20 protein-coding genes are annotated in these 25,269 nt (G+C 48.8%); 9 read left to right on the top strand and 11 right to left on the bottom strand.

Annotated features, from left to right (window positions below; all coding sequences use genetic code 11):
* Positions 1-25 precede the first annotated feature (25 nt).
* Positions 26-1,522: an arylsulfatase gene (locus MHM89_RS03770; RefSeq protein WP_235418499.1), complete on the bottom strand. Its 1,497-nt coding sequence runs from the start codon at positions 1,520-1,522 to the stop codon at positions 26-28.
* 460 nt (positions 1,523-1,982) lie between these two features.
* On the opposite strand from MHM89_RS03770, the gene MHM89_RS03775 reads away from it, so the two are divergent.
* The 3 genes from MHM89_RS03775 (at position 1,983) to MHM89_RS03785 (ending at position 4,858) form a co-directional block, all read left to right on the top strand.
* Positions 1,983-3,473, top strand: a complete 1,491-nt coding sequence (locus MHM89_RS03775; protein ID WP_239408115.1) for a SulP family inorganic anion transporter — start codon at positions 1,983-1,985, stop codon at positions 3,471-3,473.
* A 9-nt stretch (positions 3,474-3,482) separates the two neighbouring features.
* Complete coding sequence (locus MHM89_RS03780; protein WP_022944223.1) at positions 3,483-4,334, top strand: universal stress protein; 852 nt, start codon at positions 3,483-3,485, stop codon at positions 4,332-4,334.
* Positions 4,335-4,690: 356 nt separating this feature from the next.
* Positions 4,691-4,858, top strand: coding sequence for a hypothetical protein (locus MHM89_RS03785; protein WP_157576217.1), 168 nt, complete (start codon positions 4,691-4,693; stop codon positions 4,856-4,858).
* A gap of 154 nt (positions 4,859-5,012) precedes the next feature.
* On the opposite strand, the gene MHM89_RS03790 is transcribed toward MHM89_RS03785, so the two are convergent.
* The gene (locus MHM89_RS03790; RefSeq protein WP_239408116.1) at positions 5,013-5,654 is read right to left on the bottom strand and encodes a thiopurine S-methyltransferase; all 642 of its coding nucleotides are present in this window, start codon (positions 5,652-5,654) and stop codon (positions 5,013-5,015) included.
* Positions 5,655-5,663: 9 nt separating this feature from the next.
* Complete coding sequence (locus MHM89_RS03795) at positions 5,664-6,146, bottom strand: DUF2938 family protein (RefSeq protein ID WP_239408117.1); 483 nt, start codon at positions 6,144-6,146, stop codon at positions 5,664-5,666.
* Between the two features lie 94 nt (positions 6,147-6,240).
* On the opposite strand from MHM89_RS03795, the gene MHM89_RS03800 reads away from it, so the two are divergent.
* From MHM89_RS03800 to MHM89_RS03810, 3 genes are all read left to right on the top strand, one after another.
* Entirely contained in the window at positions 6,241-7,143 is a 903-nt protein-coding gene (locus MHM89_RS03800; RefSeq protein ID WP_239408118.1) for a LysR family transcriptional regulator, read from the top strand.
* 312 nt (positions 7,144-7,455) lie between these two features.
* Positions 7,456-7,995 carry a hypothetical protein gene (locus tag MHM89_RS03805; protein ID WP_053909540.1) on the top strand — a complete coding sequence of 180 codons (540 nt, stop codon included), beginning with the start codon at positions 7,456-7,458 and terminating at the stop codon, positions 7,993-7,995.
* Between the two features lie 241 nt (positions 7,996-8,236).
* Entirely contained in the window at positions 8,237-8,836 is a 600-nt protein-coding gene (locus MHM89_RS03810; RefSeq protein ID WP_239408119.1) for an ACP phosphodiesterase, read from the top strand.
* Here the strand turns inward: MHM89_RS03810 and MHM89_RS03815 are convergent.
* From MHM89_RS03815 to MHM89_RS03825, 3 genes are all read right to left on the bottom strand, one after another.
* Entirely contained in the window at positions 8,823-9,197 is a 375-nt protein-coding gene (locus MHM89_RS03815) for a diacylglycerol kinase (protein ID WP_138548133.1), read from the bottom strand. The two genes, MHM89_RS03810 and MHM89_RS03815, sit on opposite strands and share 14 nt — an antisense overlap.
* Positions 9,198-9,236: 39 nt before the next feature.
* Positions 9,237-11,111 carry an LTA synthase family protein gene (locus tag MHM89_RS03820; RefSeq protein ID WP_343224214.1) on the bottom strand — a complete coding sequence of 625 codons (1,875 nt, stop codon included), beginning with the start codon at positions 11,109-11,111 and terminating at the stop codon, positions 9,237-9,239.
* A 264-nt stretch (positions 11,112-11,375) separates the two neighbouring features.
* The gene (locus MHM89_RS03825) at positions 11,376-11,588 is read right to left on the bottom strand and encodes a cold-shock protein (RefSeq protein ID WP_022946139.1); all 213 of its coding nucleotides are present in this window, start codon (positions 11,586-11,588) and stop codon (positions 11,376-11,378) included.
* A 346-nt stretch (positions 11,589-11,934) separates the two neighbouring features.
* On the opposite strand from MHM89_RS03825, the gene MHM89_RS03830 reads away from it, so the two are divergent.
* A complete protein-coding gene (locus MHM89_RS03830) occupies positions 11,935-15,150 on the top strand; it encodes a S41 family peptidase (RefSeq protein WP_239408120.1) in 3,216 nt (1,071 codons plus the stop codon).
* Positions 15,151-15,871: 721 nt separating this feature from the next.
* Here the strand turns inward: MHM89_RS03830 and MHM89_RS03835 are convergent.
* From MHM89_RS03835 to MHM89_RS03855, 5 genes are all read right to left on the bottom strand, one after another.
* A complete protein-coding gene (locus tag MHM89_RS03835; RefSeq protein WP_239408121.1) occupies positions 15,872-16,540 on the bottom strand; it encodes a M15 family metallopeptidase in 669 nt (222 codons plus the stop codon).
* 86 nt (positions 16,541-16,626) lie between these two features.
* The gene (locus tag MHM89_RS03840; RefSeq protein WP_045980110.1) at positions 16,627-17,637 is read right to left on the bottom strand and encodes a hypothetical protein; all 1,011 of its coding nucleotides are present in this window, start codon (positions 17,635-17,637) and stop codon (positions 16,627-16,629) included.
* Positions 17,638-17,764: 127 nt separating this feature from the next.
* Positions 17,765-19,702, bottom strand: coding sequence for a phytase (locus tag MHM89_RS03845; RefSeq protein ID WP_239408122.1), 1,938 nt, complete (start codon positions 19,700-19,702; stop codon positions 17,765-17,767).
* Complete coding sequence (locus tag MHM89_RS03850) at positions 19,692-20,687, bottom strand: metallophosphoesterase (protein WP_239408123.1); 996 nt, start codon at positions 20,685-20,687, stop codon at positions 19,692-19,694. The genes MHM89_RS03845 and MHM89_RS03850 overlap by 11 nt, the downstream gene beginning before the upstream one ends.
* 44 nt (positions 20,688-20,731) lie before the next feature.
* On the bottom strand, positions 20,732-23,026 hold the full coding sequence (locus MHM89_RS03855; protein WP_239408124.1) for a TonB-dependent receptor: 2,295 nt from the start codon (positions 23,024-23,026) through the stop codon (positions 20,732-20,734).
* A 285-nt stretch (positions 23,027-23,311) separates the two neighbouring features.
* Here MHM89_RS03855 and MHM89_RS03860 point away from each other — a divergent pair, with 285 nt between their 5' ends.
* Together MHM89_RS03860 and MHM89_RS03865 are read left to right on the top strand one after the other, a co-directional pair.
* Positions 23,312-24,238, top strand: a complete 927-nt coding sequence (locus MHM89_RS03860) for a diguanylate cyclase (RefSeq protein ID WP_239408125.1) — start codon at positions 23,312-23,314, stop codon at positions 24,236-24,238.
* Positions 24,213-25,217, top strand: coding sequence for an AraC family transcriptional regulator (locus MHM89_RS03865; protein ID WP_239408126.1), 1,005 nt, complete (start codon positions 24,213-24,215; stop codon positions 25,215-25,217). The genes MHM89_RS03860 and MHM89_RS03865 overlap by 26 nt, the downstream gene beginning before the upstream one ends.
* The last annotated feature ends 52 nt before the right edge of the window (positions 25,218-25,269 follow it).

Raw genomic sequence — 25,269 nt, forward strand, 5'->3', positions numbered from 1 at the left:
GCAACCTCACTCTGGTTACACGCGCTTAACGGTTATGCGATGCCGATTTCGCCTTTTTAATTGCCTCATTAATATTTAGTGAAGCAGCTTCTTGGCGCGGCGGGAATTTTTCAAAGCTCTTGATGTGTTTGGTCAACAGGGCAATGGCTGGTTGGAATACCCAGCTTTTTTTCATGATTTGGTGAAAGCCTGTCACGCCATCATAATGCTCCATAGGGTCTTTGCGCAGATTAAACAACTTCGGCATGGTATGAGTCACTAAATCTTCGTAGTAGCGGCCACCGGGTTTTGAAGCAAAGTGCATTTTCCATGGGCCAACGCGAATAGCCGTTAGTTGTGATTCATAGTAATAAAAGAAGTGATTGCGCGCAGACTCATTAGCCTCACCACGCCAATAATCCAGATTGTTCTCACCGTCGATATAAACATTGAACTCTTTTTCCATCTCGGTACGTAAATCATCCTCACCGACGGCTGCGGCTAAGGTCGGGAACACGTCCTCATGCGAAGAAATACCATTGAGTTTTAAACCAGCGGGAATTTCCTTGGGCCATCGCACTAAAAATGGCACGCGCACTCCCCCCTCCCAGGTCGTCATTTTTTCACCCCTGAACTTGGTGGTGCCGGCATCCGGCCAAGAACTCTGTTCAGGGCCATTGTCGGTGGTGTAAATAACAATCGTATTATCAGCGACTTTCAACTCATCCAGCTTATCCAATAACTGACCAACATGGCCATCATGCTCCAATAAGCCACTGCCAAATACGTCTTCTTCGGAGCTAATATGAGTTGCTAAATGGCGGCTTTCAGGTTTGAGGTGAGTGTAGACATGCATACGACTGGGGGCATGCCAAATAAAAAACGGTTTATCGGCGGCCACCGCTCGCTCCATAAAATCCAATGATTTGGCTAACACTTCCTCATCAAAGGTTTCCATACGCTTACGCGTCAACGGGCCGGTATCGACAATACGACCATCGGCAAACGCCTCAATCACCCCGCGCGGTCCAAACTTGTTCTTAAATTCTTTGCTTTTTGGGTAATCCTCTTGTTCAGGCTCTTCCGACACATTGAGGTGATAGAGGTTGCCGTAAAACTCATCAAAACCATGGCGAGTGGGTAAGTGCTCGTCCAAATCACCTAAGTGATTCTTACCATACTGCGCCGTCATATAGCCGCGCTGTTTTAAAAACTCTGCCAGAGTTGGGTCGGCCTCTTTGATCCCTAGTGGATTCCCTGGCTGACCAACTGTCGTTAAGCCTGTACGTACTGGCAGTTGCCCCATTAAAAAGGCAGCTCGTCCAGCGGTACAACTGGGCTGGGCATAATGGTCGGTAAATAGCGCCCCTTCGTTGGCAATACGGTCAATATTTGGGGTGTTATAGGTCATTCCATGGGAATAAGCACTTAATGAAACTTGCGCCACATCATCCACCATAATGGCAAGCACATTGGGATCATCCTTTGCACTTAAGGTGAAAGTACTTAGCGCTAACACAGCCGCCCCTAGGTATTTTTTCATGATGTTTCCTTACTAACATTTGTACGATTTATTTAATTGCAAATAAAATATAGCAGAACAGGGACAAACTGCTGGGTGAGCACCGTAATTGAGTAAAGTTTCCAACAATAAGTTGATCTGAGCCCATATAGACCGAGCAAAGCTGCTGTTATTAAGTGCGCACATCATCGCTAGGCGATTGTTTTTCATACGCTAACCATGTAGCCTAAAATAATAATTAAGTATTTGGAGCGTTATTGTGACATTTACGCCGCCCTAGGCTTTTTCCTTCCTTTTGTGCACTACACTTAGTGCCGCAACCTTTATTGTGCGCGCAGTATGCGAACACACTCAATAACACAATCATTGCCCATTGGGGCAAAGAATAGTTCGTGCCATGTTATCGAGGCTGTGACGCTAAGCATTTCAGCGTTTGTAGCTTACCCGAGGGCGCCAACTAGTAACGCGTTAGGTTATCTCTATGTTTGAACACGTAAAACAAGACTGGTTTTCTAATATTCGCGGCGATGTGCTTGCTGGAATCGTGGTAGCGCTTGCACTGGTGCCCGAAGCCATTGCTTTTTCCATTATCGCCGGGGTTGACCCTAAGGTGGGGTTATACGCCTCTTTCTGTATCGCCGTGGTAATCGCCTTTGTTGGTGGTCGTCCAGGAATGATTTCGGCAGCCACCGGCGCCATGGCGCTGCTGATGGTCACGCTCGTTAAAGAGCACGGCTTAGAATACTTACTGGCCGCAACCTTACTCACTGGGGTACTGCAAATCATTGCTGGCGCACTGCGCCTCGGTGAGCTAATGCGGTTCGTTTCTCGTTCGGTGGTCACCGGCTTCGTCAACGCCTTGGCGATATTGATATTTATGGCACAACTGCCGGAGCTCACTAATGTCACCTGGCATGTGTATGCGATGACCGCTGCCGGCTTAGCTATTATCTATTTATTCCCCTATGTCCCTGTGGTCGGCAAAGTGATCCCCTCGCCACTAGTATGCATCGTATCGATGACCATTGTTGCCATGTTCATGGGCTTAGATATTCGCACTGTCGGTGATATGGGCGAGTTGCCAGACACCCTCCCGATATTTTTGTGGCCGGATGTGCCTTTGAGCCTTGAGACCCTTAGCATTATCTTCCCCTACTCTGTCGGTCTTGCCGTGGTGGGCTTACTGGAATCGATGATGACCGCCACTATCGTCGACGATTTGACCGACACCCCAAGCGATCGTAACCGCGAGTGTAAAGGCCAAGGTATAGCCAATATTGGTGCTGGCTTGTTTGGCGGTATGGCCGGGTGTGCCATGATTGGGCAATCTATTATCAATGTTAAATCCGGCGGTCGTGGTCGGCTTTCTACTTTTGTTGCTGGCAGCTTTTTATTGATCATGGTGGTGTTTCTCGATCAATGGCTAAAACAAATCCCCATGGCGGCGTTGGTGGCAGTGATGATTATGGTGTCGATTGGTACTTTCTCGTGGTCGTCTATTCGCGACTTACGCACCCATCCATTATCGACTAATGTGGTGATGATCAGCACCGTTATCGTGGTCGTTGCCACCCATAACCTCGCCTTGGGTGTGCTCGTTGGGGTGTTACTCGCCACGCTGTTTTTCGCCAATCGCATTGGTCGCTTTATGGCGGTTACAACAAGCCATAATGAACAGCAGCACAGCGTTACCTACACCGTCAAAGGCCAAGTCTTTTTTGCCTCGGCAGAGCAATTTATTGCTGCTTTTGACTTTAAAGAAGCGGCCCCCAAAGTGATTATTGATTTAACTCATGCTCACTTTTGGGATGTGACAGCCGTGGCTGCGTTAGATAAGGTAGTCATAAAATATCGCCGTGAAGGCGCAGAGGTCAGTGTTATCGGAATGAACGAAGCCACCGAAACCGTAGTAGACAAATTTGGCGTTCACAACGACCCCAAAGAAGTGGATAAGCTCATGGGCGGACATTAGGAGCATACTATGAAGAAAATAATTACCTGCGTGGATGGCTCAGCAATCACCCAAGCGGTCACTGACGCCGCTATATGGTCAGCAAATAAACTGCAACACCCGCTGTGTTTTTTACACACCATTGAGCGCCAACAGCAACACGGCGCGGACGACCTTAGCGGTGCAATCGGTCTCGGAGCTCGCTCATCGTTACTCAATGAGATGACAGAGCTCGATGAAAAGCGCGGCAAAATGGCGTTGGAGTTGGGGCAGCAGCTACTCGAAGATTTGGCCACACAAGCCAAACAGGCTAACGTTGAGCAAGTAGAAACGCGCCAGCGCCATGGCGATGTGGTCGAGGCCATTATTGACCTCAGTGACATGTCACGGTTAATCGTTATCGGTCGCTGTGGTGAAAACCATGAAGATAACTTCAAAGCATTGGGCTCACACATTGAGACCTTGCTACGCCAGGCCAGCGCGCCGGTACTATTGGTGCCAAAGCAGTTTTCAGCACCGAAGTCATTTATGATTGCCTATGATGGCCGCGCCACCGCCGACAAGGCACTGCAAAAGGTTATCGACGGGGGCCTTTTACATGGCATCCCCTGCCACTTGGTGGCGGTAAAAAATAAAGAACGTGACTTAGCACCAAAGCTAAAGCTAGCCACGCAACGTTTGCAAGAGCAAGGGTTTGATGTCAAAGCTGAGCTGCTTGAAGGCCCTATTTACGACTCGCTGATGGCCTATAAACAAGCCAATGATATCGAGTTGATGGTTATGGGCGCTTTCGCGCACTCGAAACTGCGGCAACTTTTTGTTGGTAGCAATACCCTACGGATGCTGGAAACCTTAGATATCCCGCTGGTGGTGTTACGTTAAACACACTTCAAGCCCGCTAGGCGCTTTGCGGCGCGGGCTTTGTCTTCAACATTTGCAAAGTAAGTGATTATTTACTTGCTTTGCACAATCAACTGCCTTATAGTGGCCGCTTGTTTGCATTATCTCACCAAGCAAACCCGACACCACAGTGTCATCGTGATGCCTTTCCTTGATCCAGTCAGTTCCATCGCCACAATACAAGCCTTAAAAGTCTGACCAGAGATTTATAAGCTCAATGCCTTTATCTGTTGCAAGTAAAAGCCAGAGCCTGCTCCGTGTGAACAACGCGGCCATTTCCAGACGATAATAAGGCTTATTTTTTGCGCCCAAGGCGCCCAAATAAAAAGAGTTTTATTATGTCCTATTTATATCAAAATCAGCGTATTGATATTGCGCTACCTATCCATGCTATTTCCGTGAACAAACATGCGATGGCGATTCGCCACCATCAAGGAAAAAGCTACATTGAGTTTGCCAACAAAGCCGATATGCAAGGTTTTATGCATTGGCTCACAAGCCAGTGATCAAGTGTGCGGTGCACCCAAGCGCCGCGCCTAAAAAGTGTAACGAGTATAGTGGCTATAGCCCCTTTCATGGCCTGCGCCATGGCGACTGAAAGCTGTTATTTAAGGAGCAAGCGCATGGCTACCACTTACCGCAAATACAGGCGCGCCCTGCCTAGCCTGCAATGCTGAGATGCCAGGTACTATTAAACGCCGGGGTAAACCCTTTTATGCCCTCGGGCATGGCTGCTCGGTTAAGACAATCAAGGCGATAATGGTCACCATAGAGTTGCTGTAATTCATCTGCTGGAACCGATTGCGGTGTGCTTTGCGGCTCGGGTTGAGGGTACTCCACAGTGACCACAAGCTGCTGCGCCTGAGGGCACAGCTCTTTTAATTTGGCGCTGTAACGCATGCGCAGGGGCGCATCTAAAGCAACCAGTGCGCCGCGATCGTAGATAGCCGTCACTCCCTCTAATTGTGCCCGTTCAAGCGCAAACACATCACCCACATACACGCAGAGGTTGCCCGCCTGATAACACCGGTGCTCACCCTGCTGAGAGATACCTGGGGTGAGCTGAAGCGCTTGAAACAACGCCTGCACGGCGTCTTCACTGAGCTCCACCGCAACCACAGCGTGCCCTTGTTGCAACAGCCACTGCACATCAATACTTTTACCACACAATGGCACAAACACCCGCGCGCCTGGAGTCAGTGCCAGGGTGGGGAAAAACGCCACTAGGTTGCTATTAGGCTCTTGTTGATCAAAGCCAATATCCCCTTGCTGCCAACGTTGTAACCAATATTCAGGATTCATAATACACTCTCAATTACTCACAATTAGACTGCTAATGTGTAGGCCGACACCAAAAATTCCATGGCTCAGCATGCTTTTACCCCGTGCCCGCCAGGGCTTGGGGGTGTGCCGCGCGGCTAGGCCTGCGCCCATGCCCGGCTGCATTACAAAAAATGCAAATACCACCGTGGCTAAGGCGTAGGCAATAGCAATCATTAGACTGGGTGGGCGCTGCAGCCACTGCAACATAAGAAAATACCCTAAGGCAAAGAGTATTCCAATAGCGTAATGCACGCTCCAGCCCAATGCACATTCACCACGATGCCTTGGTTGTTGCGCAACATGGTGTTGCACCATGCCCTGCTCGGGCATGTGCAGTAGCCAGCGCCCGAGCACACACAAGCGCAATGAAGGCACTTGCAGGGTTGATTTTAATAGCCATGCCCAGGCATCAAGCAAAGCAGTGGCGACCACTCCGACAATAAGCGCCGATAACAACATGTCTGTATTCATATGCGACTCCCAAAAGATATTGGCAGTAGCATATTCAATTTCACTAATAACCTATACACTGAAATAAACAACTTTAAATTTCATTTATGAAATTATGCTTGATGATATTCGTGTATTTGTTCATATTGCTCAACAAGGCGGACTAAGCGCCGCCGCTCAGGTTTTATCGCTGCCACCGGCCACGGTTACCCGGCGTTTACAACGCTTAGAGCAGCACCTTAATTGCAAACTACTAAACCGCAGTGCTCGTCATTGCCAACTGACGCAACAAGGCGAGGTTTACTACCATGCCTATGTCGATTTGGTGGCGCAATTTGAGCACACTGAGCACCGTCTTAACGAGGCCAACGCCTCGCTAACAGGACAACTAAAGGTATTGGCGCCGATGAACTTCAGCCACGGTTTTTTAAAGCCGTTTTGGCTGCGTTTTACCCGCACCTACCCACAAATTGCTCTGCAGTTGGAACTCAGCAATGATAAGCAGGATATGGTCAACACCCAAGCGGATATGGCAATACGCATTGGCCCCCAACACGATAGCGCGTTTATGCAACAACGCTTAGGTGAAAGTGACACCTTACTGGTCGCAAGCCCTGAATTTATGCAACGGCAAAACTGTGAGGAGGTAAACACCTTAGAGCAGCTGCGTACCTTGCCTTTAATTGGCACTACGCTGCGTAAAAGCTGGCAATTAACGCACTTACCCTCGAAACGCCGCCATAAGTTTGTGCCCCGTTTTATGCATCAATTTAACGATACCGGGTTTGTAAAGTATTTGGCCTGTAATGGCCAAGGCGCAGCGCTGCTACCCCGCTTTGAAATTATCGATGAGCTACAGCGCAATGAACTAAAATGCATCGCCCCAAATTGGCGCTCTGAGCCGCGCACAATTTATGCACTATGGCCCAGTGGCCGATTACTCAGCCGCCGTGCCCAGCTATTAAAACAGCAACTAAATGAGTTTATTGCCACGCATTTACCATCCGACAATGGCTGATCGTTGGCTGCAACGCAGGCATCCAGTCACGCTCGTTTCACGCGTACAGAGTATAAAGTGTGAGTAAACAGGGGTGAGTTTGAAGATCACTGCATGTTTTTGTCTATGAGTTCATGCATTCAAAAGTTGTTCGCCATGTCTAGCTCATGCTTTACCCTTAATGTACATGGCCCACTAACACTTAGCTACAATTAGTTACCTCGCAATTTAAGGCTCCAGTGAGCATTTCCTTGCAAAAATTGCGCTTAGTGTTTATTCCCTGAACATAGATTGTCATACTTATAGGAAAATCACTCGTTAATAGGGAAATTGATGAAGAAGATACTTTTTGTCCTACCATTTATCTTTCCATGTAGCGCTTCTCTGGCTGCGCAAAAGTGTGACTTTATCGGCAAAGATAAGCTTATTTATGAAATTGCCAAACCTCTGATGCCTTTGGAGTGTAAAACATCCGGCAATGCTTATCGCCTTACCGGCGAGGGCATCAATATTGAAATCAGCTCATATACAAACAAAGAGATGCTTGATGATGAGATGACTGTTGACGGCGAGCGCCTGACCTTCAATCAGCTTTACAGTGCAACTCAATCACCCGAGCCAAGTATTACAAACGACTATATAGAGCTGCGCCGCGAGTTTCTTGCCACAGTTGAAAGCTCTGGCATTGTAAAAAGGGATATTGGCAATTTCTATTATGAGCTTGGTGCGATTGACACACAGTACAAGCATTTCATTACATTTGTTCCCAACAGCAAGCCTGAGACCTATTTCGGCATTGGAACAAATAGCAATTCGAGCGTATTTATCAAATTAATGTTTAATAAAAAAGGAGACGAGGCTGATGGCCAGTAAGTATACGGATGTAAGTAAAGATGAGATTACAATAATTGCTCAAGGGAGCCCTCTTACCAACTAAAGGTAACAATTTAAGGTCTATTAAAACACTATTTCTGAACCTCGCGGCACACATTAAGCTGTTTCACTATACGCTTCATTGCCTTTTAGCCCTCGCCTAAGCAGGCACAACTTACTTCACCTAAGCCTTGCTCATGCTTTACACTGAATGCATGTAGCCTGTGAACACTTAGCCGTCATGAATTACCTCGCGCATTTATTTTTGGCCCAAAACACAGCAGATTCCCACTTTGGTAATCTGCTTGGTGACTTTCGCCGTGGTGTTAGTACCGAGCAATTGCCTCGGCCTGTGTATTTGGGATTAAAAAATCATTTATTGGTGGATAAGTTCACCGATAACAATGAGCAGGTTAGGCAAGCCAAGCAGTTGTTTTCACCTCAGCGCCGCCGCTTTGCCGGGGTGGCGTTAGATGTGTTGTTTGATCACTTTCTCATTCGCCATTGGTCGCGCTTCAGTAGCACGGAGTTTGCTAACTTTCGCAATCACGCTTACACGCTGCTACTAAGGCGTCAGTCGCATATGCCCCAAACCATGCAACAGGTGGTTGCGCGTATGAGCGACCAAGACTGGTTTAGCACCTATGCCCACTTAGACGGGGTGGCTTTGGCGCTGGATAACATTGCCAAACGTATCCGCTTTAACAATGAGTTTGCTGGCAGCATTAACGATATTGAGCAACATTTTGAGCAGTTTGAGGCGGTGTTTTTACACTTTTTCCCGCTGTTGCTCGCTCACGTCAAACGTCATAGCGTCGAAGCCAGCTCTAAAACGCAGTAATGACAGCTACCCAAACGAGCGCATAGATGATTAATGCCACTAGAACAGCGGCCGACCCTAAATCTTTTGCCCGTCCAGATAAAGGATGAATATCTAACCCTACTCTATCGACGATCACTTCAATTGCGGTATTTAATATTTCAGCAAACATCACAAAAAGTGTAGCCCCAATCACAGCTATCCATTGATATATACCGGCTTGTAACACACCAAGCGCGACTAACGATACGAGTAGTAATGTCACCTCTTGCTTAAATGCTGATTCGTTTTTTATTAACCAAGAAAGAGCCCTTAACGAGTGTCGCAATGCGAAGACAATTCGCTTGAACCCTTTTGGCTTTTTGGTGTTGTCAAAGCGCATAGTCAACCTTCTCTCGTTTTATCATGGTGTGGTAATTCATTACTTAGGTTGTGGCAGTTGATATAAGCGCTTTTGATACGCCATCGTGCTATATAAGGCATGGGCCAACGCTTTATTTTTCAAAGTGACCAACTTATTGCCCGTTGATAACGATGTTTGCGTTTTTGATGCTTTGTTATAAGACCAATAACTAGCCCTTTGACCAGGCATTAATACCACCGCTTTATCATTCTCTATGTATGCAAAGTTGTCGTAATACTGCATCAGCGCTCTTTCCACTGGATAATGCTTTGTAAGATCAAACCCAGTCATAGGCGTTGCTGCTTCAATACCTGCTAAGGATAGTAAAGTCACTGGCAAGTCTATTTGACTGACAAGCCGATCATCTTGAATGCCGTCAAAAGGAGAATTGAGAATAACGCCGGGAATATGAAAGGATTTAATTGGCACTGGCTCACGCCCATACACCCTAACATCATGATCTGCAACGATAAGAAACACAGTATCCTGCCAATATTCACTGTGTTTTGCACGCTCAATGAATTGACCAAGCGCCATATCGGCATATTTTATCGCCAAATCTCGCTTAACATGTTCATTGGTACCGACCGCATCGAGGACGACTTTATTCTCTGGAATATCAAAGGGGTCATGATTACTAGAAGTAAAAATAAGACTAAAAAAAGGTCGTTGCTGCTGCGCTAAATAAGAGAGTTCTTTATCTGCTTGAATAAATAAATCTTCGTCACTGACCCCCCAAGAGGACGTAAACTGAGGCTCGGCAATATCATTCATATCGACAATATCCTGAAACCCATTCCCTAGAAAGAAGCTTTTCATATTATCGAAGTGGCTCTCGCCACCATAAATGAACTGTGTCATATAACCGTGCCTAGCAAGCAGCTGAGCAATGGTAAAGAATTGCTTCTGGGACTTTGATAGCTTTACCACTGAACGTGAAGGCGATGGTAAAAAGCCACTAATAACCGCCTCAATGCCTCGCACCGAGCGCGTGCCCGTTGCATAAAGGCTATGAAATCCCCATCCTTGAGCGTATAAATTATCTAGTTGTGGGGTTAATCCTTTACCACCCAAGGCGCCAACAAACCGCGCTCCCAGACTTTCCTCTAAAATAATAACCACGTTTTTACTTTGACCTTGGTGGTAAGGAGCATTAACCGTGAGTGTAGGGATATGCTCATCGCCCATTGAGGAACGAAAAGTGGATGACCTCATTATCTTAACAACCTGCTCCTCAGCCATCGCCCCGTACAAGGTCTGCGCGCTGCGTTCCGAGGCCATATTTTTGGCTGCAAAAACCACACTGTATGACGAGTTCAAAATGAGTGAATTCACTAAAGCGTCTTGAGAGAAATAAACTAGTGCAGGGTTTAAAGGACGATGTGCAAACGTACCTCGAGCTAAAACCGCCAGCGTAACTACCGTGACTAAGACTGCGAATACGCTGAAGCGACGAGACTGATGTTGGCAATAAGGACGTGGTATATAACGGATTGTAGCAATGGCGAAAATCAAGGCCAGAATGAGTGAGATTGCTGCCGCGAGAAAGTGCCCATTCGCAAGCATGGATAGAACCTCTTTGGGGTATTGCACATATTCTATGAATAATCGATTTGGTCGAACGTCATACTGCAAGATAAATGCTGGTGTTGCGGCTTCGAGCAACACAATTGTCGCAATAGTAAGTGCCGCATAAGCCTTTAATAAAATAAATAAAACGTATTTCAATTTGCGTGGTGCCATCAAGTACACCACATTGATGATTAATAGTGGCAGAGCTATATAAGCAATACTGCTCAGGTCAATACGCACACCACCTAGTAATACCAACCCCCACTGACCTACTTCCAAGCGCTCATGTTGCCAGAGCATTAAACCGAGCCGAGTAGCCACAAAAATTACTGCTAAAGTAGTTACGAATAAAATAAAGGGGGCAAATTGCCGTATGTATAATTTGAGCATGTCATCGCATTAAAGAGAATTCGTGCGGCTAACATAAAATGTGAAACTTAAGTGAAACTTAAGTGAAGCTTATGGCGATGAGAAAACAGTAGAAATGCGAACGCGGTAGACAAAAAAATACCCAAGCTCAGGCTCGGGTATTTCTTATTGCAAGTGAGCGTATGCGCTCAATTGCATCACAGATTAGCGCCGTAATTAAACAGCAGTAACTTGTGTAGCTTGTGGGCCTTTTGCGCCTTGTTCAACAGTGAACTGAACTTCTTGGCCTTCTTGCAAAGTGCGGTAACCGTCATCAGAAACGATAGCGCGGAAATGTACGAATACGTCTTTGCCGCCATCAGTAGGAGTGATGAAACCGAAACCTTTGCTCTCGTCGAACCATTTAACTGTACCAGTTGTATTAGACATAGTGTCTCCAAAATCTTTTAAATATAAATGTGCGCTGTTAACAGACGCGGTAATGCCAAACTAAGTACTAGCTAACACGAACGGCTTGGTGCTTAAATTCGGGTGGAACTCTAACTGGATAGGACTCACGAAGAACTGAAGGACAAAAGCAAATATCGAATCTGGGTAGAACTCATCAGACAGGGGCACCTTAACACAGGCACTAGGGTTTACCTAATGTTATTTCATTTATCTGCGCCAAGCTCAGTACCTGACATATTTTGTAACAGCCTTTTATCGCAGCGCTGTCGCAATTGTAAGTACCCTTGTTATGATGTAACAGCTTCTAAAAAAAGGGTTACCAAAGATGAGAAAAATAACCACCTTGGCGCTCGCCATGGCCGCAACGCTGGCCCCGTGGGTGTCAGCCTATGAAACTGAAGACACACGCTTATTGCGCTTTCCTGATATTCACAACGAACACGTCACCTTCATTTACGCCGGCGATGTGTATGTAGCAAACACCGAAACCGGTGCCAGCCAGCGCCTGACCGATCATATCGGCTTTGAAACTTTCCCTAAATTCTCACCGGATGGCCAACGGATTGCGTTTGCCGCCGAGTACAATGGCAGCCGACAAATCTACGTCATTAACCGTGATGGTTCTGGCCTTAAACAGCTTACCTATTACAACGATGTTGGCCCTATGCCACCGCGTGGCGGTTTCGATTACCGGGTGCTTGATTGGACACCCGATGGTAAACATGTGGTATTTCGGGCTAACCGTACTCCTTGGGGTAAACGCATGGGCCGCCCATACATGGTGCCTGCCGATGGTGGCTTAGAGCAGCCTCTGGCTATTCCTGAAACCGGGGGTGGCATGCTAAGCCCAGATGGCAGCAAATATGTATACACCCCGATTGATCGTGAATTTCGTACCTGGAAACGCTCGCGCGGCGGTCGTGCCCAAGATGTGTGGGTGTATGATTTAGAACAAAACAGCTCCAAGCAGCTGACCACAGATCGCGCCACCGATCAGCAACCAACTTGGGTGGGCGATAATATCTACTTTGTCTCCGATCGCGACTACACCTTAAACCTGTATCAATACCGCGAAGGCGAAGCGCCTAAAAAGCTCACCACCCATGAAGACTTCGATGTGCTGTGGCCATCAGCTGGTCCCAACGCGGTGGTGTACGAAAATGGGGGCTATTTGTATCGCTTCGACCCTAAAACCGAGCAAAGCAATAAACTCACCATTAATGTGGCTGGCGTGCGCCAATATGCCATGCCTTACAGCAAAAATGTGAGCGACTTTATCGACTCTATGTCGCTGTCTCATGATGGCAAACGGGCCTTGTTTACCGCCCGAGGCGAGCTATTTAGCGTCCCCGCTCAAAAAGGCCCAACTCGTAACCTTTCCTACACCCCTAAAGGTCGAGAAATAGACGCCAGTTGGTCACCCAACGGCCGCTATATTGCCTACATGAGCGACGAATCCGGTGAATACGAAATTTATTTACAGGACCGCGCGGATAATAACGCCGTTAAGCAACTGACCAGTAATGGCACCATTTGGCGCTTTACCCCCATCTGGTCGCCCGACAGCTCTAAGCTGCTTTTTGCCGATAAAAACCATACGTTATGGTGGCTGGATGCGCAATCAGGCAAGCAGCATAAAATTGATACCAGTATCTATGATGAAGAAGGCATTCGTCAGTACACTTGGTCACCTAATAGCGAAGACATTGTCTATGTTAAAAACAATGAAAACCGCTACGGCTCGTTATGGCATTACAATACCGACGAGCAAGACGTAACTCGCCTAACCGACGAGATGACCAATGAGCACAGCCCCACTTTCTCACCGGATGGCCACTACCTGTATTTCACCTCTGAGCGCGACTTTAACTTAGCCTTTAGCAGCTACGAGTTCGATTACATGTTTAACCGCGCCACGCGCATCTACGCTGCGGCAGTGAACACTGATATAACGCCGTTGGTTGCATTGCAAAGTGACGAAACCACCATAGTGAGTGACGACGATGCGCAAAGCGATGCCGACAATGGCAACCAACTGCAAAGCACGGGCTTTATGCAACGCGTGACCGCGCTAAACGCGCCCTCGGGCGATTATCGCTCACTGCATGGCGTTGACGGTGGCGTTCTGGTGATGGCTAACGACGCCTTACAACTTCTTGGCACCGAGCACGATAGCGAGCTGAAAACCGTGGCCAAGGGCGTTAGCAGCTATACGGTATCGGCAAATGGCGAACACCTGTTGGTGCGCGCTGGCGATGACTACAGCATTATTGCGCCTAAACCAGAGCAAGATTTAAGCGCCACAAAATTGGATTTAACCAATATGACGCTGAAAATCGACCCTCAGCTTGAGTGGCAACAAATGTATGTGGAAGGCTGGCGCACCCTGCGCGATTGGTTTTACGATGAAAATCACCACGGGCAGGACTGGGATGCCACTGTTAAGAAGTACCAAGGCATGGCCAATGCCGTGGCCCACCGCGCTGATTTAGATTATGTTCTCAGTGAAATCGCCGGGGAAATTAACGCCGGCCATATTTATGTGCAATCCGGCGATATGCCCAAAGCCGAGCGTAAAAACCATGGTCTACTGGGTGCCAAACTAGCAAGCCACCGCTCTGGCTATGTGCAAATTGAGCATATTTTCGAAGGCGAAAACTGGCACGAAAACTTCCGCTCTCCGCTTGGTACCACCGGTGTGAAAGCCAGCAAAGGCGATTTTATCATCGCCGTTAATGGTCGCTCGGTAAAAACAGTAGCGAACTTTTATGAGCTGTTGGAGAACACTCAGGGTGAGCAAGTTGAGCTGGTGCTTAACGACAAACCCAGTAGCAAGGGGGCATGGCAAGTCAGTGTCGAGCCGGTAGCCAGCGAGCAAGGGCTACGTTATTTGCATTGGGTCAACACCCGCGCCGCTTATGTTGATAAGCTCTCTGACGGGCGTATTGGTTACGTGCACTTGCCAAATACCCATTATGAAGGTAACCGCGCCATGTTTAAAAATTACATGCCGCAAACCACCAAAGACGCCATGATCATTGATGATCGTTATAATGGCGGTGGGTTTATCCCCGAGCATATGATCACCTGGTTGGCTCGCAAGCCCCTTAACTATTGGAAGCGCCGTGGTGTCGAGCCGACGAAAACGCCGCAGTTTGCGCACGATGGACCAAAAGCCATGCTGATCAACGGCTATTCCAGCTCCGGCGGTGACGCCCTACCCTATTACTTCCGTCAAGCAGGGTTAGGTAAACTGATCGGTACCCGCACCTGGGGCGGCCTCATTGGCATTTCAGGTAATCCCAGCCTAGTGGATGGCGGCCAAGTGATTGCCGCGACCTTCCGTATTTTAGATAACGAAGGTAATTGGATCATCGAAAATGAGGGAGTCACACCTGATATTAAGGTGATTGATCGCCCAGAGCTTATTTACAAAGGCCAAGACCCATCGATTGAGCGTGCGGTTGAAGAGCTGTTAAAGGAGCTGAAAGCGAATCCGAAAAAACCACTGAATGTGCCGCCGGCGCCCAGTGAGTTTTAATTCACCTTAACCAATGAAAAGGGCGCAAATCGCGCCCTTTTACATATAAAGGAATTGCCTAGCTATTATCCACATGCCTTTTTATTAGCACTGTTGATTCACGGTTTCCATGTATTTAAGCACTTTGCGCTTTCTTCGGTGTAAACGTCTTAGTATCAGGGCACTCACGTAGGCTAACCTGCTGTTGAGTAACCATAAAGACAGGCTATTCAGGCTCAAAAAAACCAATGCTGATGTGGGAGGGTATGAGTTGAGCTCGGCACCGCCTAAAACCAACAAACATAGGTGCACAATAAAACAGAGTAACACTGCCAACTTACAGTATGGTAAAACGCCTACCTTACCTTGAGATAACATCCATCCCGCAGCGCACACTATGAGTACCCCCAGCATAGTAGCCATATACCATGCTTTAAGGTGTTGATCTAAAGAGAACACTATATTGACAGTGATCGATATCGTCGTATAACAAAACACCAACGCCATGATGCAGGCGACTAATGTCAAAGAATACCTCAACTTAGGAATGAACTCATTTATTGGTAAATCTTCGGCTTTCATTATTCTCATGCTCATTTTAAGTTTTCGAGAGCTCTTTCACCATTAGAGTATGGGTAAGAAGTTAGAGGTCATTTGCAGATTTGCTCACACTATGAAGTGCCCCTAACTGGGCTTCAATATGCAGCAGGTTCCGAGCCTAAGTCCATAATTTGTTTGTTTTCTAACGCACCACAAAGTCAAAATAGGTATCTGGATAGGGTTGGGGTTTTAAGGAAAAGTGCCACCATTCCATCGCGTAGGGGGCAAAGCCCTGTGCAGTCATGAGATCGCGTAGCAAATAGCGATTCTTACGCTGTTGCGCATTGATACGCGGATCATCAGTATTTGATATCGGGTCAAACATATCAAACGCCGAGCCCATATCCAGCTCCTCACCGGAAGCCATGTCGACTAAGGTTAAATCAACGGTTGCACCTCGGCTATGGCCCGACTTTGCGGCAATGTAATCACCAAGTAACACGCCCTTATCTAGATTTGGGTAATAGTGTGCTTTGGTATCTTGTGCGCTGGTATCGCTCACCCAGCGGACAAAATGATCAACGGCGCGCTGCGGTCGATAGCAGTCAAACACTTTCAGGGTCATGCCTTGTTGCAGTGCCTTTTTTTGTACCTTTGCTAGCGCTTTAGCGGCATCTTGATGTAACAGACATTTAGGTGCCAAGTAACCATCGATAGTCGTACCAACAAAGTTATCACGACCAAAATAACGGATATCTTTTTGAATACTTGGCGCGATATCAGCAATGGCGACAAATTCACTCGGCTTCGCTGCCACAGGGTTGAGAATGACGCTGGCAAACACAGCTGCACCGATAACACACCCTTTCATAACCTTTCATTCCTGTTTTTGACCAAAGCGATAAAATAAACAATACCCTATTCCATCGCTAAGGAAAACCACCGCTCATGCGGGACTCAGCGATGCACATGTTCGTTGAGGTTAGCGCTTTGACAGCGCTGCAGTGCCGCCTGCATGGACGCACTGGCGCTTTCGCCTTGGTGAACAGCTCGCGCTGGTAAGCTCAGGTTTAAATAGTCGGCGCTGTAGCGCACGAGCTGAGCCAGGCTATCATCTTTTATTTGTGTATAGCGTGCTCTTAAATGCTGCTCGGTGTGGCGTACTGGTTGGTGTTGCTGCTTATCGAGCATTGCGTGCAGGTATGCAGCCAAGGTACGGCGGTCAGGGTCAGCAGACTGTGCAACTAACGCATCTATATCCGCAAGTAATCGTGCTCCGCGCTCGCTCTGCTCGTTTAACAAAAGCGCTAAGGTCAAGTTCATCGCTGCATTCAATTGACTTAACGCGAGATTATGTTGCTCTTTTAAAAAAGTGGCTTTACGAAAATCCCCCACAGCTCCTTTAATATCGCCCAAACTTAACCTTAACATACCCATATTATTGGCAAGGCTGGCGCTTAAAGCATCATTTGGATGGACTTGTAAAATGGCTGCTGCGCGGTCGTAATAACTTTGCGCCAACTGATAAGACTGCCGATGACGGGCAACAATCAACATATTATTAAGATAGATAGCGCGATAAATAGGTCGTGATTCGTTTGTAAATGCGCATTGGTAGGCGTGCTCTGCATCGGTTAATAGGTGGTTTTTCTTAAGCCAAATACCCAATAAATTATAGCTACGACTCAGCTGCTGCGTTTTGCTATCACCAAGGGCTAAAAGACTGTCGATAAGATCGCGCGCCTGGCTAAAGTTATTACTGAATATGGCCGCTTGAGCAGCCGCGAAATACCAGCGAAAGCGCACCGACGTCGGCACAGAGCCGAAGCTATCGTTATATTGTTGATATAGAGCCAATGTTTGCTGCGGGCGCTCACGCGCATGGCTTTCGGCCCGCACCAGCACGTCATTCAATTGCATGGAGGTTAACGTTGCAGCTAACACTATTAAGCTGGGAACTACGGCCATAAACGCACTCTGTTATTGTCATCACCGTCAAAGTATAGAAACATTTTACCATTTCAGTAATGACAATAATTCAATTCGCACGTTGGCTGCGCGATGTCCCGCCTCATAGCCAGACATCGCGCGCAACTTAGAGCAGTAATTTATCTATCTGCCGCCAATCAATAATTTTAAAGTTTTGTGGTTGTTGTGGCATACGGTTATAACCATCTTGGACAACCAGCACTCCTTGAGGATAACCTGGTAAAGCATGGGCGGTGACCGTTAGTCCGTCTGTTTCCGATACACCATCTATGCCTTTTTCAATATCCGCCGTTACCGCAAACTTCACTAATCGCGTTAGCGTCGGCTCTGAACGCTTACCCTCTATGCGATACAGCACATAGCTGTTATCACCTTGACTGGACACCACCAGCAATCGTGTGCCATCGTCGTGATGATAGATCTCCATGCCCTCAACATCGGCAACAAGGTGACTATCTAGCTGCTGTATACGCTGTGCCCTGGTGCCGGCATCAGGCTCTGCACCGATAAACCAAATACCCGCATCTTCCTCGCCCATAAATAGCTGCCCGGATTGATCGTCTGCGGTGCAGCCTTCGGGTTGGCTTGGTAATGAGAACTGGCGTACACGTTGACCGTGAACCTCGGTGCCTTGCACGCTAATACGGTACTGTTGATAGGTGCCATTTTTGTCATTCACAAACACATAATGACCACTTTGCGCGCTGTACATACACAGGCCATAAATTTCTGTTAGGTTAGTGGCAATATCATTGAGCTGCTGTACCTGCCCATCGCTGCTCACGGTAAACAAACTAATGCTATTGTTGCTGCGGTTACTTGCAGCAATTAACGTGTGGGTGGCATTATTGATACCTTGATGCTGGCGCACATCAACATTGTTCACCCGCCCTACAGCGAGCTGTTGCCGTAACTGACCATCAAGCCCATAGACCATTAAGCCACGACGTTTATCTGTGCCCAAAATCAGCGAGTGTTGCGCGTTATTCGGATGGACCCAAATAGCGGGGTCGTCCGCCGCATCGCCAAAGGCGGCTACCGGCGTAGTCTCGAAGCTTGCGCTCACCTGTTGCAACCCTTTTGTATGCCTCGCAGGCACCTGTTTAGCACTGGGTAGCTGGGTGCTGATATAGCTATCGAGCTTATCGGCAAACAATACGGCTTGTTGTTGCCCTTGGCTGTTTGCGCCCACAGCAATGGCCTCAACGCCTAACTCGGCCCCCTCAAGGTGCCAGCTTTGCAGGGTTTCACGCAGTGGATCGTAGCGATACACCTGCTGGCGCTGACTGCTGGTAAAGTAGATATAGCCCTCGGAGTCGCTGCTGAGCGCCGCAATTTCCGGTGCCAGTTGCCCAAAGGGCGAAACCAAGGCGACAGGTGTTTTATCGGCCCGCGATTCGCTGTTGGCGTTTATCTTCCACACACCCAGCTCTGCCTCACCGATAAAGAGCTGCTGAGCCTGATCGCTGACGGCACAGCCAGACGCTTCACTGACTCCAGCAAAAGTGCGAATCGGTAGCTGCATCGGCTTCACAGCCTCTAGATCATACACCAGTGTTTGCGCAATAAGCCCGCGCACATCGGCAACAAATACCGACACCGTACGCGTTTGCTCATCATGATATAAACAGGCCGCTTCCGGCTGCGCTTGCGGCGGTGTTAGCCGTGACAGCTCATCAATCTGCCATTGCGCGCCATCATAATCTAACTGCCATACCACCACCGCATCGGCACTATTATCAATACTGGTCAGCACATAGCGCTGTGGGCTTAGCTGTCGTAAAGACAAGCCTTCATAGTTACCAGCAAGCAACGGGGTGATTTGTTGCTGATGTTGCTCGAGCAGCAATAAGCCTTGGCTTTCACTGGCAAGCAGCCAGTGCCCAGTGTGCAACCACTGAGCCTGCGAGCCCTGCATATTATGTTGCTCGCCGAGCTCCGTCACCGTCAGGCTTTCGCTGTAGCTATGTTTAGTAAACAGGGTTAGCGCCATTAGCGCCGCCGCCATACTGACATTAACGAGCTTATTATTTTTAATGGTCATGTTTTTGCTCCTTATTACGGCGCAGTTGTTTATGTTGGTAACGCACTTCGCCTCGGTGATTAACCGCCGTCATCTGCAGTGCATCGGCATTAATTGAAAATGTTAAAAAGCCTGGGGTGGCTTCGGCGTAGCGCGTAAATTCTCGCTGCTCGACGCTGCGCGCTTCGCTGCCGCCGCCAGAAACATAATGCGCCAGGTCACTGTGTTTAATTTGGTTATGTTGTAAGTCATGTTCATGGCCGGCTATATAGGCATCAACGCCATAGCGCTTCAGCAGCGGTGCTAACGTCTCAACCAAGCCGTTATCGCGACCATAGCGTTTGCCACTGGTGTAAATGGGGTGATGGCCCACAACGAGGGTCCATGCTGCGTCACTGCCCGCCAATTGCCGCTTTAGCCATGCGAGCTGTGGCCCTGGGTCTTGCCCTTGGGTGGCGCGGTACTTGGCGCGGGTGCGATAGTCACTGACTAGAGTATTGGTATCCAAAAACAACACCTGCACAGGCTCACCACTGGCCAACGTGAAGCGCTGGCTGTAATAGCGTGCCGGCATCTGCCAACGGCCACTGACGTTGCTGTAATCAATTTGCGCTTGGGCATTGCCTAAGTAGTCATGGTTGCCCAACACACTGTGCCACGGCACAAAACTATGAGGGCCGTGATATATCCGCTCAAAAGCACTTTGCCACAATGGATCCTGGGTACTGGCAACGCCATCGGGATAAAAGTTATCGCCGGTGGAGATCACAAAGTCACCATCCAGTTGGTACAAGGCGATCTCTAACTGGTGGGCAACGGGGCGCTGGTAAAAGTGTCCGTTGTGGCCCCAATCACCAATAACGGCAAAGTTGATGCTATCAGCCAAGGGCGCCAGCCCTTCAATGCGCTGCTGTTGATAGAGCGCATCGCTATAAATGGGCGTGCTCTGGGCCAATAATGGCGGCGCCACGAGCAAGGCAATGAGAGTTATTAACTGCTTAATCATGTTCTTTCCTCATTGGCGTGGTGCATAACTCACCACGCCTAAATTTAAAAGGCGTAGCGCAACATCAATTGCACCACGGGCCCGGCCTGCTCCGACTCCAATTCGTATTCATCAAAGTCCCGCTCGATTTGCTGCTCCAAGGTATCAAACTTGTTGAATACTTCCTCTTTACTGGCATCCAGTAGGTTGGAACCCACCATCCGTAGCGTCAGATTTTGCCAACGTTTCTCTATAAACAGCTCAAGATCGGCGCCATAGTGCGTGCTTACCTCTTCACCGACAAAACGCCCAAGGGCATCGCCTTGCTTGCGGTAGGTGGCCCCGAAAGACGCGCCTAGCTGAGGAAAGTCATGAATAAATCCGAGGTTATAGACGTAATCTGATTGGTCGTTAAATTTACGCTCACCGAAAAAGTCTTCAACTTCGCTATCAAGCCAGGAGTAATTCACAAACACCCCGGTATTGGGTAGCCCCAATGCGCCTAGGGGTGTCGATAAGTCGAGCTCGACGCCATACACCGTGCCATCGCCGGTATTACGGGGTTGCAGCACAAAGGTGCCCTCTCCCTCGGCCCCTTGCATACCGGTATTGGCGATTTCAATTAAATCGCTGACATCACGATAAAACAGATTCACGCCCATCACCCCGGTCTGACCGAGACGATACTCATAACCTAGGTCGACGCCCCATGCCGACTCCGGCTCAAGCGCCGGGTTGCCCAGTAAGTCGTTGTCGGCCAACTCCTCCTCACGCAGCGCGGGGGTAATATAGTCAAAGTCCGGACGACGTAAGCTGCGCGCTACCGATGCGTTGATGCGGCCGTTTTCTGCCACTTGCACGCGTATATGAGCGGAGGGCAAAATAAAGTCGTAATCGTTGTCGGTGCGCACCGCATCAACATGGTTGTCCACCTGCGAATCGGTGCTCTCCCAACGTACACCCAGCTCCCAAGCAAACTCCTGACTCTCGTGTTTAAGCAACGCAAAGACATCAAAACGCTGCTCTTGCACTGTGTTCACACCGCCACTAACGGCCTCAAAAGGCGCATCAAAAGTGGCCAGCGACAGCGGCGACTGCGCGAATTGATCCCAACTGCTTTGCATGGTTTCTAATTCACTTTCAGAGGCGTAAATACCGGTGTCCCGCTCTTTTTGCTGCCAAAACGCGCCGATTTGCCATTGTTTGCTATCGCTGTAGGGCTGACTGTGCTGCCATTGTAGCGTCCATTCTTTATCATCAATGTCGCTGCGCTCTTGCTCCTGCTCCAATACCATGGGCAATTCAGCGGTATCGAGTTCAACCTCTTGTTCAAATACCGACTCTTCAAAGCGCGCCACAGCCACCTTAAATTTACTGTTACCGCCAAAAAGTGGCTGGTTATAGCTGGAGCTAAGGCTGTAATTGGTCTGCTCAATATCGGCGATATTGGCATTATCGGTCAGTAAACTACCGCCGTTGGCCGCATCACCACTGGCCGTACTGGGGTGGTTATACTCATATGAACGTTCATCCTCGCTGCGCTCGGTGTCGACCCAAATACCGCTGATGTCGAAATAGGCGCCATCGTTGAAGGTGTATTCATAACTGGCGTTCAGTGAGGTGTCATCGCCATCACGGGTATCGTCTTGATGTTCGCGATTATCGAAGCTTTGTTCACGGTAGTCGGGGTTGTTTTCTGGGCTATCACCGTAGCGAAAACTGGTCTTTTTCTTGGGGTTGTAGCGCCCTTGTAAATTGGCTCCCAGTAACAAGCGCCCGCCGCCAAGTTCAGTGCCATAGACACCGCCTAGGCTTTCTTTAAATTCACCATCATCGTAGCGCAGGCCGCCGGCGCGCAAGTAGCCACCGTCTAGGCTATAGCCATCACGCAAAACGATATTCAGCGTACCGGCAATGGCATCGGCGGAGCGGTTAGCACTGGGCGAGCGGATGATCTCCACTCGTTCGATGAGCTCAGCGGGAATGCGATCAACAAAGAATGAGCGGTCGGCGCCAGCACCAGGTACTTCTTCGCCATTGATCAGCACCTTAGTATAGGCTGGACTCAAACCACGCATACGCGCGCCGTCGGATTCCAACACATCAGATAAAAAAGTCACACTCGGCACCCGTTTAAGGGCATCGCCAGCGGTCAGTGGTTCAAAGCGCTGAAAGTAATCTTGGTCATATTCCAAAGTGGGTGCTAGTTGCTGCGAGCGGTTGCGATAACCGATGTCGCCATACACCACCAGCTCCTCAGATACTTTCACCGGTTTGTTGGCATTTTCTTGAGCGCCATAGGCGCTGATATTGGTAAGCGCTAATGCCGCCACCAGCGCTTTTAGTTTAAAGCTTGTCATTGCTGTTTTCTCCTGCGTGTCCTTGGTATGGCGCTAAGCTAAAAACAGCAGATGACAGCACTGTGACAGTCGCTGCTATCGCGCTGCCCAAGCGAGCTAAATGGGCCGCGTCATGGCGGTTTTTGAGCTGTAAAAACCCTACTCGCAGAGCAAAGGACGGGCTCTTACACGGTGTTATCGCATGACGTGGTCATGATGCTGTCATATCATTGAGCCAATATGACCCTGCCCATAGTGAAGTTGGCCCGCTAGCATAACCACACACTAATTAACTCAAGGTCTTTCATGCGCTTTAACCCATTTCGCACTCATCCCTTACTGGCTCATATAAGCATCGCTTGGCTGGTACTTGCCGCGCTACTCAGCTATCAGCTGGGGGAGCTCAAATACAGTGGTGATATTGCCTGGCTTGATATCCTTGGCGAAGGCGGCATTGTGCTCATGACATTAAGCTGGATTGTCGCACTGCTGGTGTCTCGGCCACCGGGGAAAGTCACAACCTTGTTGGTGCTAGGGCTGGGGCTATTTATGTTTTCTGCATCATTAGACTTGCTTGATGAGTGGTTACACCAGCCCAGTCGCTATTGGTTAAGTTGGATTGAGTCTCTGCCTGCCCCCATAGGCATGTTATTTACCAGTGCTGGGCTGTATTGGTGGCATCAAGAGCAGTTTGTGCTGAACCGCCAACTGGCTCGCCGTGAGGCGCACATGCGCGACCATCAAAAAGTGTGCCCGGTCACCGGATTATATCGTATTCAGTATGTGCAAAAAGTCTTCGATAGCAGCCGCGAAAGCGAGACTAAATGTTGTATTGCCATGATTGATGTAGAGAGCTTTGCCACCATCAACGCCCGCTTCGGCCTAGCCACCGGCGATCGATTACTGCGTGAGCTCAGCGATTTAATGGTGATGAATATACGCATGGGTGATGTACTCAGTCGTTATGCCAGTGACAGCTTCATTCTGCTTTTGCCCGCCACCGCGAGTCGCCAGGCACAGCAGCTTATCGCGCAGTTACAAAGCGCCATTAGCCACTGCGCCTTTCGCCTTGATCCCCAAGGGCAAGCCCACTACATAAACACCTACAGCGCCGTTATTGAAACCGCAAAAGATGAGCCGTTGCCGCAGCTATTGGGGCAGCTGCAACAGCAATTACAACAACAAAAACACCGACCAGGCCAGGGCGATGCCACGCTTTGCGCTTCAAGATAAAAAAGTCATTAGCAGTGAGGGGCTGATCAGTGCCATCGCCGAGCTGGCTCTGGCTCGTGGTGCTGATTTGCACAAGCTACTGCGAGGTACAGGGATTTTTAGTAACGATTTACTCGACCCACACAGCCGTTTTAGTCATCATCAGCTAATGCGCTTGCTGGCACAATACCAAGGCCAATTTCCTCACCCCGATGCGGGATTTTTATTAGGGCAGCAACTACTAAATGAATTGGGCACTGTCGGGCAAGCCTTGCTAAGCGCGCCCACTGTTGGCGATAGCCTAGGTATGCTGCAACGCCTCTACCAACACATTGCGCCACTGGTCCATGTTCGTTATCACCTTTATCAGCGCCAAGTGCATGTGTTTATTACGCCAACGCTGGCCCCAGAGAGTAAGGCAACCGAATTACTTATGCAGGCCTATAGCAGCGCTTTTTATGCGCTGTTAAAACGCCTAAGCCAAGGCTACCCACACTGTCACTTTGATTTTGCCTGCAAGCGCCCACGCCATATGTATGAGTTTGAGCACAACCTCGGCACGCGTTTACGCTTTGCCCAGCCCGTGTATAAATGGTCCTTTGCTGCCAGTATGCTCAGATGCACTAACGACAATGCCAGTCTGTTGCGCTGGCAACGTCTGCAAAGCCAACCTCGGTGTGAGTCGCCGCCGTATTTCATCGATGCGCTGTGCCAGTTGTTATCGCGCCAACCGCACCTTAGCTTAGCCGCACTCGCGCAACATATGGCCATGAGCCCTGCCACTTTTAAGCGCAAACTCAAAGAGCATGGCTGGCGCTTTTCCCAATTACAACAACAACAGCAAACGCTTAGAGCGGTTTATTTACTTAGCATTCGTGATAAAGGCAACGATTATGTGGCCAACCGCTTAGCCTTTTACGACACCCCGAACTTTCGTCGCGCATTTAAGCGCTGGACCGGCCTCACTCCGAGCGAATTAAAAGAGTCAATGAGCCTGTAAAAGGGCATAGGGTAACGCCGTGTAATACTTTTATTGCGCCCATGCATTATGC

Origin of the sequence: Pseudoalteromonas sp. CNC9-20 (assembly GCF_022347875.1) — a bacterium.
Lineage (GTDB): Bacteria > Pseudomonadota > Gammaproteobacteria > Enterobacterales > Alteromonadaceae > Pseudoalteromonas > Pseudoalteromonas ruthenica.

What these genes read in the sequence shown, in the direction of transcription:
- MHM89_RS03780 (WP_022944223.1), top strand. Translation starts at nt 3,483, where the DNA reads ATGAAGAAAATAATTACCTGCGTGGATGGCTCAGCAATCACCCAAGCG.
- MHM89_RS03785 (WP_157576217.1), top strand. Translation starts at nt 4,691, where the DNA reads ATGTCCTATTTATATCAAAATCAGCGTATTGATATTGCGCTACCTATC.
- MHM89_RS03845 (WP_239408122.1), bottom strand. Translation starts at nt 19,702, where the DNA reads ATGACCATTAAAAATAATAAGCTCGTTAATGTCAGTATGGCGGCGGCG.
- MHM89_RS03770 (WP_235418499.1), bottom strand. Translation starts at nt 1,522, where the DNA reads ATGAAAAAATACCTAGGGGCGGCTGTGTTAGCGCTAAGTACTTTCACC.
- MHM89_RS03855 (WP_239408124.1), bottom strand. Translation starts at nt 23,026, where the DNA reads ATGACAAGCTTTAAACTAAAAGCGCTGGTGGCGGCATTAGCGCTTACC.
- MHM89_RS03830 (WP_239408120.1), top strand. Translation starts at nt 11,935, where the DNA reads ATGAGAAAAATAACCACCTTGGCGCTCGCCATGGCCGCAACGCTGGCC.
- MHM89_RS03775 (WP_239408115.1), top strand. Translation starts at nt 1,983, where the DNA reads ATGTTTGAACACGTAAAACAAGACTGGTTTTCTAATATTCGCGGCGAT.
- MHM89_RS03825 (WP_022946139.1), bottom strand. Translation starts at nt 11,588, where the DNA reads ATGTCTAATACAACTGGTACAGTTAAATGGTTCGACGAGAGCAAAGGT.
- MHM89_RS03835 (WP_239408121.1), bottom strand. Translation starts at nt 16,540, where the DNA reads ATGAAAGGGTGTGTTATCGGTGCAGCTGTGTTTGCCAGCGTCATTCTC.
- MHM89_RS03865 (WP_239408126.1), top strand. Translation starts at nt 24,213, where the DNA reads ATGCCACGCTTTGCGCTTCAAGATAAAAAAGTCATTAGCAGTGAGGGG.
- MHM89_RS03840 (WP_045980110.1), bottom strand. Translation starts at nt 17,637, where the DNA reads ATGGCCGTAGTTCCCAGCTTAATAGTGTTAGCTGCAACGTTAACCTCC.
- MHM89_RS03795 (WP_239408117.1), bottom strand. Translation starts at nt 6,146, where the DNA reads ATGAATACAGACATGTTGTTATCGGCGCTTATTGTCGGAGTGGTCGCC.
- MHM89_RS03815 (WP_138548133.1), bottom strand. Translation starts at nt 9,197, where the DNA reads ATGCGCTTTGACAACACCAAAAAGCCAAAAGGGTTCAAGCGAATTGTC.
- MHM89_RS03850 (WP_239408123.1), bottom strand. Translation starts at nt 20,687, where the DNA reads ATGATTAAGCAGTTAATAACTCTCATTGCCTTGCTCGTGGCGCCGCCA.
- MHM89_RS03805 (WP_053909540.1), top strand. Translation starts at nt 7,456, where the DNA reads ATGAAGAAGATACTTTTTGTCCTACCATTTATCTTTCCATGTAGCGCT.
- MHM89_RS03810 (WP_239408119.1), top strand. Translation starts at nt 8,237, where the DNA reads ATGAATTACCTCGCGCATTTATTTTTGGCCCAAAACACAGCAGATTCC.
- MHM89_RS03800 (WP_239408118.1), top strand. Translation starts at nt 6,241, where the DNA reads ATGCTTGATGATATTCGTGTATTTGTTCATATTGCTCAACAAGGCGGA.
- MHM89_RS03860 (WP_239408125.1), top strand. Translation starts at nt 23,312, where the DNA reads ATGCGCTTTAACCCATTTCGCACTCATCCCTTACTGGCTCATATAAGC.
- MHM89_RS03790 (WP_239408116.1), bottom strand. Translation starts at nt 5,654, where the DNA reads ATGAATCCTGAATATTGGTTACAACGTTGGCAGCAAGGGGATATTGGC.